The organism is Nitrospira sp. Vd2 (genome assembly GCF_979581665.1).
Genome location: NZ_CEFZSK010000001.1, coordinates 117,769 through 130,828, shown reverse-complemented (window position 1 = coordinate 130,828; position 13,060 = coordinate 117,769). Strand labels below are relative to the sequence as shown.

Annotated in this window: 15 protein-coding genes; 6 read left to right on the top strand and 9 right to left on the bottom strand. The window is 58.5% G+C overall.

The annotated features are described in order from the left end of the window. Positions 1-44 precede the first annotated feature (44 nt). Positions 45-851, top strand: a complete 807-nt coding sequence (locus AC1U7K_RS00690) for a YdcF family protein (RefSeq protein WP_480248887.1) — start codon at positions 45-47, stop codon at positions 849-851. A 27-nt stretch (positions 852-878) separates the two neighbouring features. On the opposite strand, the gene AC1U7K_RS00685 is transcribed toward AC1U7K_RS00690, so the two are convergent. Continuing rightward, positions 879-1,253: a hypothetical protein gene (locus tag AC1U7K_RS00685; RefSeq protein WP_480248886.1), complete on the bottom strand. Its 375-nt coding sequence runs from the start codon at positions 1,251-1,253 to the stop codon at positions 879-881. Positions 1,254-1,365: 112 nt separating this feature from the next. On the opposite strand from AC1U7K_RS00685, the gene AC1U7K_RS00680 reads away from it, so the two are divergent. Together AC1U7K_RS00680 and thrH are read left to right on the top strand one after the other, a co-directional pair. Next, a complete protein-coding gene (locus AC1U7K_RS00680) occupies positions 1,366-2,190 on the top strand; it encodes a YkgJ family cysteine cluster protein (protein WP_480248885.1) in 825 nt (274 codons plus the stop codon). 125 nt (positions 2,191-2,315) lie between these two features. Further along, positions 2,316-2,936: a bifunctional phosphoserine phosphatase/homoserine phosphotransferase ThrH gene (gene thrH / locus AC1U7K_RS00675; RefSeq protein ID WP_480248884.1), complete on the top strand. Its 621-nt coding sequence runs from the start codon at positions 2,316-2,318 to the stop codon at positions 2,934-2,936. 36 nt (positions 2,937-2,972) lie between these two features. Here thrH and AC1U7K_RS00670 read toward each other — a convergent pair whose 3' ends face one another. The 8 genes from AC1U7K_RS00670 to AC1U7K_RS00635 all read right to left on the bottom strand — a co-directional run bounded on the left by AC1U7K_RS00670 (position 2,973) and on the right by AC1U7K_RS00635 (position 10,399). Next, entirely contained in the window at positions 2,973-4,868 is a 1,896-nt protein-coding gene (locus tag AC1U7K_RS00670; protein ID WP_480248883.1) for a RecQ family ATP-dependent DNA helicase, read from the bottom strand. Between the two features lie 59 nt (positions 4,869-4,927). Beyond that, a complete protein-coding gene (locus tag AC1U7K_RS00665) occupies positions 4,928-5,191 on the bottom strand; it encodes a DUF5647 family protein (RefSeq protein ID WP_480248882.1) in 264 nt (87 codons plus the stop codon). Continuing rightward, complete coding sequence (locus AC1U7K_RS00660) at positions 5,184-5,504, bottom strand: DUF7718 family protein (RefSeq protein ID WP_480248881.1); 321 nt, start codon at positions 5,502-5,504, stop codon at positions 5,184-5,186. The genes AC1U7K_RS00665 and AC1U7K_RS00660 overlap by 8 nt, the downstream gene beginning before the upstream one ends. 145 nt (positions 5,505-5,649) lie before the next feature. Then, positions 5,650-6,072: a hypothetical protein gene (locus AC1U7K_RS00655; RefSeq protein WP_480248880.1), complete on the bottom strand. Its 423-nt coding sequence runs from the start codon at positions 6,070-6,072 to the stop codon at positions 5,650-5,652. Positions 6,073-6,093: 21 nt separating this feature from the next. After that, positions 6,094-7,836, bottom strand: a complete 1,743-nt coding sequence (locus AC1U7K_RS00650) for an alginate export family protein (RefSeq protein WP_480248879.1) — start codon at positions 7,834-7,836, stop codon at positions 6,094-6,096. 354 nt (positions 7,837-8,190) lie between these two features. Further along, complete coding sequence (gene tatA, locus AC1U7K_RS00645; RefSeq protein WP_480248878.1) at positions 8,191-8,484, bottom strand: twin-arginine translocase TatA/TatE family subunit; 294 nt, start codon at positions 8,482-8,484, stop codon at positions 8,191-8,193. Positions 8,485-8,508: 24 nt separating this feature from the next. Beyond that, on the bottom strand, positions 8,509-8,781 hold the full coding sequence (tatA, locus tag AC1U7K_RS00640; protein WP_480248877.1) for a twin-arginine translocase TatA/TatE family subunit: 273 nt from the start codon (positions 8,779-8,781) through the stop codon (positions 8,509-8,511). 157 nt (positions 8,782-8,938) lie between these two features. Continuing rightward, a complete protein-coding gene (locus AC1U7K_RS00635) occupies positions 8,939-10,399 on the bottom strand; it encodes a class I SAM-dependent methyltransferase (RefSeq protein WP_480248876.1) in 1,461 nt (486 codons plus the stop codon). Between the two features lie 245 nt (positions 10,400-10,644). Between AC1U7K_RS00635 and AC1U7K_RS00630 the strand changes: the two genes are divergently transcribed. The 3 genes from AC1U7K_RS00630 (at position 10,645) to AC1U7K_RS00620 (ending at position 13,040) form a co-directional block, all read left to right on the top strand. Then, complete coding sequence (locus AC1U7K_RS00630; RefSeq protein ID WP_480248875.1) at positions 10,645-11,244, top strand: hypothetical protein; 600 nt, start codon at positions 10,645-10,647, stop codon at positions 11,242-11,244. Between the two features lie 257 nt (positions 11,245-11,501). Then, positions 11,502-12,167, top strand: a complete 666-nt coding sequence (locus AC1U7K_RS00625) for a sulfite oxidase-like oxidoreductase (RefSeq protein WP_480248874.1) — start codon at positions 11,502-11,504, stop codon at positions 12,165-12,167. A gap of 372 nt (positions 12,168-12,539) precedes the next feature. After that, the gene (locus tag AC1U7K_RS00620) at positions 12,540-13,040 is read left to right on the top strand and encodes a hypothetical protein (RefSeq protein WP_480248873.1); all 501 of its coding nucleotides are present in this window, start codon (positions 12,540-12,542) and stop codon (positions 13,038-13,040) included. Positions 13,041-13,060 lie beyond the last annotated feature (20 nt).

The following is a 13,060-nucleotide window of genomic DNA, read 5'->3' as shown; positions in this document are numbered from 1 at the left end:
CCTACGTGAGATGTGCATCGACCTCAACAACGATGGGAGCCCTGATGGACCTCTCTCCGTTCGGGTACGGACTGTACAAGCTTGCCAAATACCTCGTCTACCCGTTCACCTGGCTTGCGCTTTTGCTGGGAGTGCTGCTTCTCATGCTCTGGCGCCCTCGGGCGGGCCAACGGTTGCTCGGCCCGCGCCTGATCGTCTTGGCTCTCCTCCTTCTTGCCTGGCTCCTTGGAAACCCAATCGTCGCCAGCCTCTTGCTTGGCCCGCTCGAAGCGCAGTACCCGCCGTTGGCGTCTCTGCAGCAGAGGCGGGCTTATGCGATCGTGGTCCTCGGCGGAGGCGTCAACGAAAAGGGATCGCTGCGACCGCACAGCACGCCGAACGCCGTGTCGATCGAGCGCCTGCTGTGTGGCTTGGATCTCTTTACCCGCCATGTCTCTGACCGGCTAATTTTTTCGGCCGGTGATGCGAAGGTGATTGGAGAAGGTCCGAAAGAGGCCCTGGAAATGAAACGGCTCGCGGTGGCCCTTGGCGTCCCACCGGAGGCGATCGAGACCGAAGCGCAATCACGAACAACGTACGAGAGCGCGGTAGAGATGAAGCGGCTGGTCGGCACGCAGCCGATCGTGCTCGTGACCTCCGCGAGCCACATCCCACGGGCGATGGCGCTGTTCAAGAAGCAAGGCGTGGTGGTGACGGCGGCGCCGTGCGGCTACCTCATGCGAAACTGGCCGGATCAATCATGGGAATTGCCGTTCCATCTCCTTCCGAGCGTGGAAGCGTTCGAGCGGAGCACCATCGCCATTAACGAGCGAGTCGGTATGTGGGTCTACGCTTTCCTTGGCAAGGCGTAGTCGGGCGCCCCAAAGGCTCCGGACTGCCTACGTCTGCCCGTCGAGGTAGGCGAGCAAGGCTCGATACGTCCGTTCGCGCGTTTGTGCCTTGGAACTCACCTCGCCATTCACATTCGACTCAAGCCAGAGGTGTTCGGAAAGGTGGACCTGAGCTTCATTGCACAGCATCCACATGTGATGCAGGAAATCTTCCGGCAGACCGACCTGGACGCCTTCGGATTCAATGCGGTCGTCGAGGATTGCGAGGAGATCACTGATGGCTTGATCGGGCCGGTACGACGCCGGCGCAAAGCCGAACGACTGCTGAGTCTGCGCTTCCTGCCGAGCCTGCTCGACGAGGTCCTGCATGTACTCCTTCAGCAGGCCGATGACATGGCCGCTCAATTTGCGTTCCCCCGACATCGGTCATTATTATCGTTGAGCGCGGAGGGCCTCGCAAGTCAAGGACCGCCTCGGGTTGGCTTGACGCCTCTCCTTGCCGTTTCCTATGATCGGCTTTCACCGTTCGGAAGACATGACGGCTAGCCCCCAATCTGAGCAGTTCCATCTCGAACTCAACACGCCGGCCGGCGCATTACGAGCATCGGTCGACGTGCCGAGCGGGTTCGTCCCGATCGCCTCGATCGTGCCGTTGCTCCGGCGGTTAGGAGAGGAAGCGCAGGCCCTGGAAGTCCAGCGGGCGCGGGAAGCCGGAGCTGTCATCTCGTGCCGTCAAGGCTGCGCCGCCTGCTGTCGCATGCTCGTCCCGGTCTCCGCGCCGGAGGCCTTTTCACTCCTCGAGGCGATCGAGCGGTTGCCTTCAGAGGAGAGAGAGCGGCTCGAGCGCAAGCTGTCCGAGGCACGTAACCGCCTTGACGAAGCTGGTCTCTTGGCTCGGCTCCAGACCGTCGCCGATGCAGAGTCACCCATGAGCGATGAAGAGTTGGAGCCGCTCAACCACGCCTATTATGGACTGCGCCTCCCCTGTCCGTTTCTTGAAAATGAATCCTGCTCGCTGTACGAGCACCGGCCGGCGGCCTGCCGGGAATTGCTGGTCACGAGTCCTGCAGAGCTTTGCGACGATCTCATGAGTCAGCCCGTCGAACCTGTCCCTGTCCCGGCGAGAATCGGCACAGCCTTGGGGCTGTTGTGGGGAGAGATCAGGAAGGAGGGGCCCCGGCTGATTCCATTACCGTTGGCCGTCGAATGGGCCCGGCGCCATGCCGAAGAGCAGTCGCAGTCCCCGGCGTGGAAAGGACCGGAGCTGCTGGAGCAGGCATTGGGGCAGGTGGCTCGTCTGTTGGAATACGAATTTGCTTCGCGCCAGTCGACGTCGACCGAGACACCCGGCCGCCACTGACCTGATCACACTTCAGCTTTTGTCTATTTTCGTTGTCCCGCTTCTTGATCCTGCGCTATCATGCGGCGGGTCGAAACTGTCGCAGGCGGGCATCGGGGACCACCATCACCGAGGAGTCAATCGACATGAGCGCTCCCATCTTGGCGTGTCTTGATCTCGAAGGGGTCCTGGTGCCCGAGATCTGGATCAATGTCGCCGAACGGACCGGCATCCCCGAGTTGAGGCTGACGACACGAGACATTCCCGACTATGATGTACTGATGCGGCGGCGGTTGAAGATTCTCGATCAACACGGCCTGCGCTTGCCGGACATCCAGGCCGTCATTGGGACCATGACGCCGCTCCAAGGTGCGGCCGACTTCCTGGGTTGGTTACGCGAACGATGCCAGGCGATCATTCTCTCCGATACGTTCTCTGAGTTTGCGCTGCCACTGATGCGTCAACTTGGATACCCAACCTTGTTCTGCAATCGTTTGGAAGTGGATGCGACGGGTCGGATCGTCAACTATCACTTGCGCCAGCCTGATCAGAAGCGGCAATCCGTCATTGCGCTGAAGACGCTGCGTTTTCGGATCCTGGCAACCGGCGATTCCTACAACGACACCTCTATGTTGGCCGAAGCGGATGCCGGTGTCCTGTTTCGCCCACCCGCTGCGATCGCCAAAGAATTCCCACAGTATCCTGTGGCCCAATCCTACGCCGAGTTGAAGACCCTCTTCGCAAAAGCCGGTCCGTTACCCGACTAGCTTGCTTTCAGCACGGGGTTGAGAACGAGAGAACGACTAGTCGTTCGCGGCTGGCTCGCGCGCTTGTTCGATCATCTGCAACAGTTGCTTTCCGTAACGCTCACGCTTCGCGGGACCGATGCCGGGGATAGCTTCCAGCGCGTCCATCGAAGCGGGACGGATCGCGGCAATCGCTCGAAGCGTCTTATCATGAAAGATGACGAAAGGCGCCACGCCTTCTTCACCGGCGAGTGCCCGACGCCACTGGCGGAGCCTCTCATACACATCGGGGTCGGCGTAGTGGACCAAGTCCGGTTTGGCTCGTCCGCCCGTCGCAGGCTTCCCGGTCGCGATGTCCTCTGTCGTCCATTCCAGCGCTTCGCTGCCTTGCAACAGCCCGACTCCCCTCGCCGTGATCTCCAATACGGGGAACTCGAGCCCGTCGACCCGCAGATACCCTGCTTCCACCAATCGCCGGATCATCCCATTGATGCGTGATCGGCCGAGGGCCCGCAGCCGGCCGTGTGCCTCGTTCACGTGAAGGCCGATACCGGTGACGCTTTTCGAAGCGCTGCCATAGAGCAAGTCGGCAATGCGGTTCGCGCCGAACCGACCATTGAAACGTGAGACCGCCGCCACGATCGTTCGGGCCTGATCGAGCGCCGAGGGATCGGATTCCCTGACGGATGATTTAGAGAGACAGCGGTCGCAGACGCCGCACGCCCCCAAGCGGCTCTCCTGAACGTCGCCGAAATATTCGAGCACAACCTGTTGTCGGCACTGCGTGGCATAGGCGTAATCGACCATGTGTCGCAGCAGGATCCGACACACCTCTTGTCGCTGCTGAACATCGACATCCGACTGTCCGGGCTCTCCGGCCATCTTTTGAATGAAGAACTCCTGGAGCCCCACGTCCGTGTGGCTGAAGAGCAGCAGACAGGTGGCCGGATTCCCATCACGCCCCGCGCGGCCGGCTTCTTGATAGTACGCCTCGAGACTGCCCGGCACGTCATAGTGGACCACGAGGCGGATATCGGGCTTATCGATGCCCATGCCGAAGGCATTCGTCGCAACCAAAATCCGGAGGGCGCCCGAGCGAAAATCATCGTGGATCTTTCGGCGCAGCTCATCGGCAAGGCCGGCGTGATAGTACCCCACGGCATCGGTACGGGCACGAAGCGCCGTCGCCACATCCTCGACCTGCCGTCTGGTCGCGCAATAGACGATGGCACTGCCATCCTGCGCGTCGGCAATCGCGCGCTCGAGCCATCGTCGCTTGTCGTCCTTCCCGGCACACAGCTGAACGGCGAAACGCAAGGTGGGCCGACGAAACCCGGTGATGACCGTGAGAGGGTTACGGAGCTGAAGTTTCTCAATGATGTCACGTTGGACTGTTGGCGTCGCCGTCGCGGTCAGCGCAAGGCACGGCGGAAGATCGAGGTGGGCACGCAGCTCTCCCAAGCGGAGGTAGTCCGGTCTGAAGTCGTGACCCCAGTGCGAAATGCAGTGTGCCTCGTCGACCACCAGCAGACACACCCCGGCACGCCGGAGTTGCTGAATGAACCAGGGATGCTGCATGCGTTCCGGTGCGAGGTACAGGAGACGGAGCCGTCCGAGTTTCAGTTCCTGAAGCAGCCGATCCCGCTCGTGCGGCGTGAGACCGGAGTGCATCCCGGCGGCGGCGACGCCGCGCGCGCGAAGGGTGTCAACCTGGTCCTTCATCAAGGCAATCAGCGGCGAGACCACGACGGTCAAACCGGTGCTCAGCGTGGCCGGAAATTGAAAGCAGAGGGATTTCCCCTGCCCGGTCGGCATGACGCCCAAGACGTCGCGACCGGCCAGCGTCGACTCGATCACGTCTCGCTGACCCTGTCGAAAGTCCTCGAATCCAAACTGGCGACGGAGATGCGCAAGCAGGTCGGGCGGCGGGCTACCAAACGGCAAGTGCAGCATGTCGGAGCGGGAGTATACGCGAACGGGGTAATGGGATAAAGGGGTAGGGGTATGGAGATTCAAGCAACCATGCTTGTAATTTTCACAATGTTAAGAGCTGACTCTTCCCTAAACCGTTTAATGGAAATATAGACGACAGGCTGATCCTGTTCCCGATTTTTCAATCCTATTTCTTTACTCCATTTGTTGAATGCGTCTTCCCCTTCAACCTGAAAAATAATGAGCGCATTGCGAGGAATATCCTTGGCTTTTGCTGGATGCTGTATGAGATACCGGTGAAATTCTGTGCCAAGCATGGCTGCGAAACGGCTATACTCAGTCATTGGGTTCCTCCCCACTTGCAAACGCTTCGACATATGCCTGCCAGTTTGTATTAATGTCCCAGTCGCCAAAGGACAATGCACTCTCAAACGTCAGCTCTATTGGGACCTTCTTCTGATTACCTTTCCGATCAAAAAGATCTTTGTGAGCAAAACCATGGGCTGAATCGTATCGTACAATTGTTTTCCACTCCCTCCCCAGATAAACCTCTAGCTGAACCATAAACCGACTGATTCGCCCGTGGGTTGCTTGGTGGTAATGTCTTTTCCTAACGCCATCATCTAGAATCACCACGAAATCAACAGTTCTTCCCATCTCAACTGAGCTGCCATTACCTGTTTGCTGGCGCCACTATACCATCAAGGCCGAAAAAAAATCCCCGCTGGGATTGCGCCCCAGCGGGGATTCTCTTTCTTCGGGCTCGGGGCTTCGGGTCCTTCCTTACCCCTTTACTCCTTCTTCACGGCGCGACGTAGCTGCCGAACTTGGGCACCTTGTCGCAGCCTTCACCGCCGCCACCGGCCTGGCACAGATGATAGAGCGCGCCCTGCGCGGAAAGTCTCGCTTCCTTGTGAAGCTTGGCTTTCCCATACGCTGAGGCCTCCTCCAAGAGCCGCACGGCTGTTGCATTCGCGCTGCCGCGTGCCTTGCCGAGGGCTTCCTGCAACAACGTGGTCGCCTTCGCGATCTGCCCAATGTCGGACCCCCAGCGCTTATTGGGGTCGACCGTCGTCCGCGCGCCGAGACCCGGCGCGTCCGTCAATTCGACGATCGCTTGGTTGGTCAGCGAAATCGCATCACTGACCTGGGCCTGTGCGGCCGGCGGCAGGCTCATCAGGCCGAACACCGCCGCGACAGCCAGAAGTGCTTTCGTGTTCATCATACGGCGTCTCCTTTCTGTAGCCTAGAAGTTGACCCAGAGCGATACGTAGGCCCACTGCTGATTCGAATCTCGTCCGAGGTTCTGACGAATGTAATCACCGGTCCACATATAGCCATAGGTCCCTTGCAAGGCCACCTTCCCGTCCGCGAACATCCGCGTCCAGGTGAAGTCCACTTCGTCACCGATGTGCTTCGCAGTGTTGTTGGGATTCGAGAAGACATAGACGGTCTGCGAGGCGCGGTACCAGTTGTCCCGCGCGTTCGCCAGGTTGAAGTTGTTGTACCAGATCTCAAAGTGATCGCGTTCGCTCGGCCGCAACTGAATGTTCGCCGACGGCGTCAGCATGTTCTTCCACGCCATCACGTCCATGTAGCCCATATGGATGTGATTGGTCGGGTACAGATTCTCGAAGGTGTTCGCTGAGGTACAGCGATAGTTTGCTCCTCCCGATCCGGCAGCAACCGGAGCATTACAATTTGCATTACCATCGCCGGACGCATAATCGAATCCGACCGCGAACCGGGGTTTCCACTTGGATTGATAGACCGTATAGCCCAACCAGTTGCGGGTCGCCCACGCGTTGATGTGCAGATTCCGCTGGTTCGGGTCCTGAGTGCCGGCGCTTTGACCTGACGCCATGCTCCCGAACTGGTATTCCAACTCATTGATAAAATCAAAATTCCCCTTACGCACTTCAAGCCGGTTTCCGATGGTATGCCGAATCTGCTGCGCAGATTTCGGCACCCAGACGCCCACATTTGACACTGCGTTTAATCCTGAACCAAGGCCAGCTGCGCCCGCCACAGCAGGTTCGCCACTGCTCCACATGATGTAGTGCGGCTCGATCAGCATCCCTGGAATGGACTTGATCTGATTGTACACCACGATCATGTTCGCGGCGTTCTTCGATTGGCATCCCGCAGTACTGGTAGAACAGTTATTAAAGCTGCCGGTCGAAAACGCTTCCCCGATGTTCAGATCGGCTTCACGGAACCATCCTATCCAGGACTCCAAGTGTTTTTGCAGCCCGAGCGCGTTGTAGGTGTAATTGAACATGACACCGTCATGGGAGAAGCCGGTGTTCGCCCAGTCGAAGTGACCGAGCAAGGAGTGATTGCCGAACACGAGATACTGCCGTCCGGCCTTGACACTCAAACCTTGAACGTCACCGAGATTGCGCACCAAGACATATGCAGCGCGGACGCCAAGATTACATCCACCTGCACCGTTCGGCTGGTTCTGACCGCAATTGTTGTTTAACGCTGGCCCACCAGCTTGGCCTGGATTTGCTGGATTCGCAGTTGTACCCCAATCGTGAGAGTAAATCATCTCAACGTAAAAATTCACATCCGGCGACAAATCGTAACCAATGCCCAACCGGGCCCACTGTTGGATGAAGGTATTGTTCGCCCCCGGTCCCGAAGTTCTTCCACCGACCGCACTATTACAGGAGCCGATGTTGGTCAATGGCGATCCGCCGAAGCAGACGCCGTTCCGCCACTCCGGCCGGATGCGCATGTCGCCGCGGATCCAGAGGTTCTTCAGGTCGAAGTTCCGGCCGATGACCGGATCGTAGGATTCGTACGCTTCCTTCTGCGGCATGTTACGCGGGATGGCGGGGAGATTCGTGATGCGTTCGCCGGGGGGGAGTTCGTAATTGGCGAAGGCGGCTGTTGCGAACAACTGAAGTCCGGCGACCAGCGTGGCCGCCGCAAAGGCGATCGAGTGGGAAACCCACCCGCTCCGACCTTGATTGCTTCCCATAGCGTTCCTCCTGTTAAGTTGGATGCTCGTCCGACTGCGTGCCTGCACGGCCGGCGACTGTGTGACTCCAACTGCTTCCACTATAGAAAAGGCGATTGATCTAATGTATTGACCGGATCGGGTGTGCCTGCCTGATCCGGGTCGTGTGTGACGTGAGCGTCACCCCCTTTCAGATCCTCAGTCAGCAGGATGTTGAAAAAGACCTCCAGCTTCGTTCTCGCATCACTCGGATGCTCAACGTACAAACAAGAGTACGCCTCGCCTCCTCATTCGCTGCGGCCTCGCTGGAAGGCCTTTTTGAACATCCCGCCGGCTTAGTACAATAAATATATTCAGTATAGCGCCAAAAAAAATCTAAGCCTTCGGCGCTCCCTGATCTGCAGCGGCCTCCTGGCCTTTCGTGATGTTTTCGATTTCCTGCTCGGCGTCCTTCATCGAGGCTTGGAAATCCTGCTCGACCATTTTGACTTCCTGCTGAATGAGGTTCAGCTCCGGCTCGACCGATTTCCGCAGATCGTCCGCGGTTTCCTTGAAGCCCTTGACGGCCTTGCCGACTTGGCGGCCGATCTCGGGGAGTTGTTTCGGGCCGAACAGCAAAAACGCGATGACCAGAATGATGAGAATTTCTCCCGCACCTAAACCAAACATGGTGATCTCGCCTTGTCCCTTGCGTCATCCGTGCTTGGGCTGCTCGACCGGTGCGGCTTGCGGTTGCGCTTGCTGATTCCCCACGGGCTGTTGCCCCGGCGGGAGTTGCTGGTTTTGCGCGATCTGCTCTTGAACGGGCGTCACATCGACGGCCTCAGGCTCATTCACGGACTTCTTAAATCCTTTGATCGCCTTCCCGAGTCCTTCGCCAAGTTGCGGAATCTTGCCCGCGCCGAAAATGATCAACACGATGATCAAGATCAGCAGCAGTTCCATCCACCCAAATGACCCAAACATGGTAACCCTCTTGTCCTTCTCGCAGCGGCTCTCGCCTTTCGAAGTACGTCGAAAGGCGTAGAAACATACGAAATTCAGTGCACCGTACTAAAAATGGTAGAGGCTGTCAAGAAATAGTTGTAATACGTGCGGTTCGGAGAGCGTGACCTTGAAAAGCCTACGGACGGAACGATTGATGGTAATAATCGACCGCGTTGGCCGGTGCCAAGAGAGCCGACTTCATGAGATCCGGGTCGTAGCCGATCGCTTCCAGGTCGCGCTCTGCGGCCAACACCTCTTCTTCAGTCAAATACGCAACGGTATCCGGGACGCCGTTGGGCTTCAACGAGAGGAGAATGCCTTTCAATGCCTCCCGCTCCTCGGCCGGCGTATCTTTGGACAGCGGGAAGTCGAGTGCACGGCGGTACGGACTTTCGTAAGTTTCATTCAGTGCACGAATGGTTTGGAGCATCAGCCGATCCTGCTCCCATCCCTTCAAGTTGGGAGAAGACGGGTGGGTTGCCAGCAGATCCATCAGGCTCGTCACGTTCGTCCGTAGACTCTGCCCAACGAACTCCTTCTGCGCCTCGAACTCGACGCTCTTAAAGCCGAGGTGCCGGGCCCCCGCCTCGGTCAAGGCGAAATTAATCATGAAACTGTATTGGCCCCCGAACTGCCCGTAGCAGGGCTTATCCGGGTCATTGAGCATCTTCATGTCCGCGGTCCCCGCGTCGAACGCGCTCAAGCCGATGGCATCCGGCGCCAGCAACCGCTTGGCTTCCTTCAACGTAGCGAAGGCTCCGAGATTGACGGGCACGAGCACCTTTTCATCGATGCGTTTGAGAAAGTCGGCCACCGTCTTGCGGAAGGGGATCGCCGCACCATCCGATTTCCGGTATTCCCGCTCCCATACGATATCTTCGAGAAACGGCGGGAACGCCGCCAACGCCGTGATGTCCTTGGTCTCGAACGCGCGGATGAATGCCGACCAATCAGCAATCTCGACGTAGCGCGTCTCGCTGAGGTTCGGCCGGATGAACTCTTCGTGCAGGTCGCTCGCGTCCCGTAGCATGAGCTTGGTCGGCAGATCGTTCCACAGTTCGTTGCAGATGATCCGATCAACGGAACGATCCTTGAGGCCGCCCAACTGTTGCGCATCAGCACAGAGCGGCTCGATGCGTTCGCGATGCGGCACGAGATCGGGATGCTGCAACGCAGCAGCCAACGTCGCTGGCTGCTTCTCGACGAGGACATACCGGACACGTGGATAGACACGGCCATCCTTGTCGAGCGATTGCAGATGCGTCAGGAACGTGGCCGCCAGATTGCCGTTGCCGCAGCCAAGCTCAAGGATGATCAGGTTTGAGGTACGACGTTCGACGTTCGAGGGTTGGGACTGAGGATTGGACCTTGGAACTTCGAACTTCGTACTTCGAACGTTTTCACGCTTCAGCACACGTTCATAGTAATCAGCCGCCAACGCGTGACCGAGGCGAAAGTCGGCGGCGGCAAAGGTCTGATAGAAGTCCCTCAGCCGGCCACCGCGAAGGGCGTAAAAGATGTCATTGATGTGCGCCTGCCACTCATCAACCGGGCGAAATTCACCCATCAACTGCGGCAGAGCGTCCGGGTTCGTCACCGCCGTTAACATGATCGAGAAAGTGTAACAAATGGGCCAAACCACCTGCAACCAAGGCCGCCACCTTCCGAGACACCTGACCTCACCGTCGCGCCCGTGCGCAAACATGAGCGAGGTATTCCTCGCCTCGCACAAGACACTGGGCGCTCACCATCTCGCGCCGGCAGGCAACCGTGAGGCGACTTATTCGTCTCCCCACGCGCCTCGTTGACACGTCTCCAGGCCGGCGTGTATCAATGTCAGTTATGGAACGACGGTTCGTCCTGGGCGCCGTGCTTAGTCTGCTTACCTGTCTCCCCGTCTCCGGGTGGGCGGAAGATCTTCCGATCACACCCAACGTGCCGATGGACCAGTTTCAAAATCGCCAAGAAGACGTCAAGCCATACGACTTCAATGCCCCGCCTGAAGGTCTGTTTCGCCAAATCTTGCTCGCTACCGGCTTTGAAGAGGAATTGGGCTTCCGCCGAAGCCATGAAATCGTTCCGGTCGATCCTACCGATGTTTTTGCTCCAGACGATTCGGTGTTCGTCGTCTTCCAAGTCCATCAGCATTACGAGCCGTATCAAGTCTTTGGCGTCTGTTTCCCCGAAAATGTGCCTGGCTTGGATCCTCAGAAGCAGCTCGCTCAGGACGCCATGCTCATGGCGCTTGAAGATGAAAGCGGGTATGTGAAACTCGATCCTCCGGAGGGCGGCTGGAAACCCGGGCGGTACAAAGTCAACATCCACGTCGGATGGAAGGTCAATGACCTCACACACCTCGGTGTCATGCGGTTTACCGTTCCGGAGCAACGGGCCGGCGCGAACGGAATCGAGGGAAGCCGGCACGGCCGCGAGACGCACTGACAAGACCTCAAACGATCATTTCGGGGGTATACGGGTGATGCAGTTCACCTGAACTGCCGGCCGTTCCTCCTACCGGCTGATGACTCCAATCGGCACACTGTACGCGCTCGCGCCGGGGGTCCCTGAACGGACTCTGCACAGACTCTGTGGAAGGATGAGCCGTGGTCAGCGGGTGTTGACCACGCTCACTCGCCGCTCGATCGCCGAAGGACCTCGGTTGAAGAAACGTCGCGACTGCCTGCGATACGAGGATATTCATGGATACAAATGAGCCGAACGAAAAGCTAATCGCCAAGAAACAGGAATGGGCGCGATCGCGCCGTGGCATGTCGGTGGAAGAAGGGGTGATCCAGGACCTGCGGCCCCGTGGCGCGCGCCTACCGCCGGGTCAACACCTGACCAAAGGATGGCCGGTCCTCGATCTCGGCATCCATCCCGACATCCGTCTCGAGGAATGGACGCTCTCGATTACGGGACTCGTGGCACATCCGCTCACCTGGACGTGGGAGACGTTGCTCGCTCAGCCGCACATCAAAAGCGTCTCGGACTTTCACTGCGTCACGACGTGGAGCACGTTCGATAATCACTGGGAAGGCGTCGCGTTTCGTCACCTCCTCTCGGTCGTCGAGCCCCAATCCCAAGCCCGCTATGTCTTCTTCACCTCCTACGACGGCTATTCCACCAACTTGCCGATCGAGGCGTGCGACGATGACGACGTGTTGCTTGCACACCGGTGGAACGAGCAGCCGCTGACACGCGAACACGGCGGGCCACTGCGTGTCATCGTCCCGAAACGATATGCGTGGAAAGGCGCCAAGTGGGTCAAGGAGATCAGCTTCCTCGATCACGATCGCAAGGGCTATTGGGAAGTTCGCGGCTATTCCAACACCGCTCTTCCCTGGCAAGAAGACCGCTACGCGTAGTTTGGCGCGAGTGACATCAGAGGTTCACCCTCCTCTGTGATGCGCCAGAGTTATCCAGCGGCCATGCCCCCGGACACCGGAAATGGTGCGCTCCGCGAGGTCATCCCTAGACTTGGCGCCACCGTCTCGACGTTCACCCTCCTCCTGTAACGCACCGGGCTTCCTCCCCCTGACGAATCCTTTTTTTGGATTCTTTTGTATGTGTCGTGCGGTATCGCTCGCCGGCAATCGTACGCCGATTTGTCCGCTGTCGTGTCCCTGAAAGCCGATAGGGTGTGTCAGTAGGTGAAAATGGCGCAGCCTCCTGCTCGCTCTGCCGATACCCATTGATGTGCCCATCGCAGAGGATAGAAGGAACGAAGGAGGTGTGCGATGAAAGGCCAGCTCTCTCTCATCGTCGCGTGCACAGTACTCATTACGGCGTGCGCGGAACAGCAGTATGCCTCACAACAACCGACCCGCTCGACGGCTCAACCAGGCGTCACGAGCATCACCAATACGACCGTCGGGCCTGGCTCGGCCTCATCCGGGCTGTGGATCGACAAGATAACGCAATACGTGATGATGCAGCAGTCGCTGAACCGTCAAAGCGATTATGGTCCGTATTTCGAAGAATTGCGGAATGCCAAGGAAGCGCGTCTCAAAGGCGACTGGATCGGCCAGTACCAGACGATGAACCGATTCATCGATAAGCTCGACGCCCGGGAAGGCGGCATTTCGCCGGAGAGCGCACGCGAGATACGCGAGTACACGTACCTCGTCGAACCGCGCGGCCTACACAATTTGGAACGAGACGTCCAGGTTCATCCCGAAATCACGAAGTGGCAGGAACGCGCCGCAAGAGCGCGGGAGGAAGCACAACGCTCGTTCTAAGGGCGCCGGCGGTGGGCCAG

Coding starts and splice junctions, on each gene's coding strand:
- AC1U7K_RS00690 (WP_480248887.1), top strand. CDS start 45: ATGGACCTCTCTCCGTTCGGGTACGGACTGTACAAGCTTGCCAAATAC.
- AC1U7K_RS00685 (WP_480248886.1), bottom strand. CDS start 1,253: ATGTCGGGGGAACGCAAATTGAGCGGCCATGTCATCGGCCTGCTGAAG.
- AC1U7K_RS00680 (WP_480248885.1), top strand. CDS start 1,366: ATGACGGCTAGCCCCCAATCTGAGCAGTTCCATCTCGAACTCAACACG.
- thrH (WP_480248884.1), top strand. CDS start 2,316: ATGAGCGCTCCCATCTTGGCGTGTCTTGATCTCGAAGGGGTCCTGGTG.
- AC1U7K_RS00670 (WP_480248883.1), bottom strand. CDS start 4,868: ATGCTGCACTTGCCGTTTGGTAGCCCGCCGCCCGACCTGCTTGCGCAT.
- AC1U7K_RS00665 (WP_480248882.1), bottom strand. CDS start 5,191: ATGACTGAGTATAGCCGTTTCGCAGCCATGCTTGGCACAGAATTTCAC.
- AC1U7K_RS00660 (WP_480248881.1), bottom strand. CDS start 5,504: ATGGGAAGAACTGTTGATTTCGTGGTGATTCTAGATGATGGCGTTAGG.
- AC1U7K_RS00655 (WP_480248880.1), bottom strand. CDS start 6,072: ATGATGAACACGAAAGCACTTCTGGCTGTCGCGGCGGTGTTCGGCCTG.
- AC1U7K_RS00650 (WP_480248879.1), bottom strand. CDS start 7,836: ATGGGAAGCAATCAAGGTCGGAGCGGGTGGGTTTCCCACTCGATCGCC.
- tatA (WP_480248878.1), bottom strand. CDS start 8,484: ATGTTTGGTTTAGGTGCGGGAGAAATTCTCATCATTCTGGTCATCGCG.
- tatA (WP_480248877.1), bottom strand. CDS start 8,781: ATGTTTGGGTCATTTGGGTGGATGGAACTGCTGCTGATCTTGATCATC.
- AC1U7K_RS00630 (WP_480248875.1), top strand. CDS start 10,645: ATGGAACGACGGTTCGTCCTGGGCGCCGTGCTTAGTCTGCTTACCTGT.
- AC1U7K_RS00625 (WP_480248874.1), top strand. CDS start 11,502: ATGGATACAAATGAGCCGAACGAAAAGCTAATCGCCAAGAAACAGGAA.
- AC1U7K_RS00620 (WP_480248873.1), top strand. CDS start 12,540: ATGAAAGGCCAGCTCTCTCTCATCGTCGCGTGCACAGTACTCATTACG.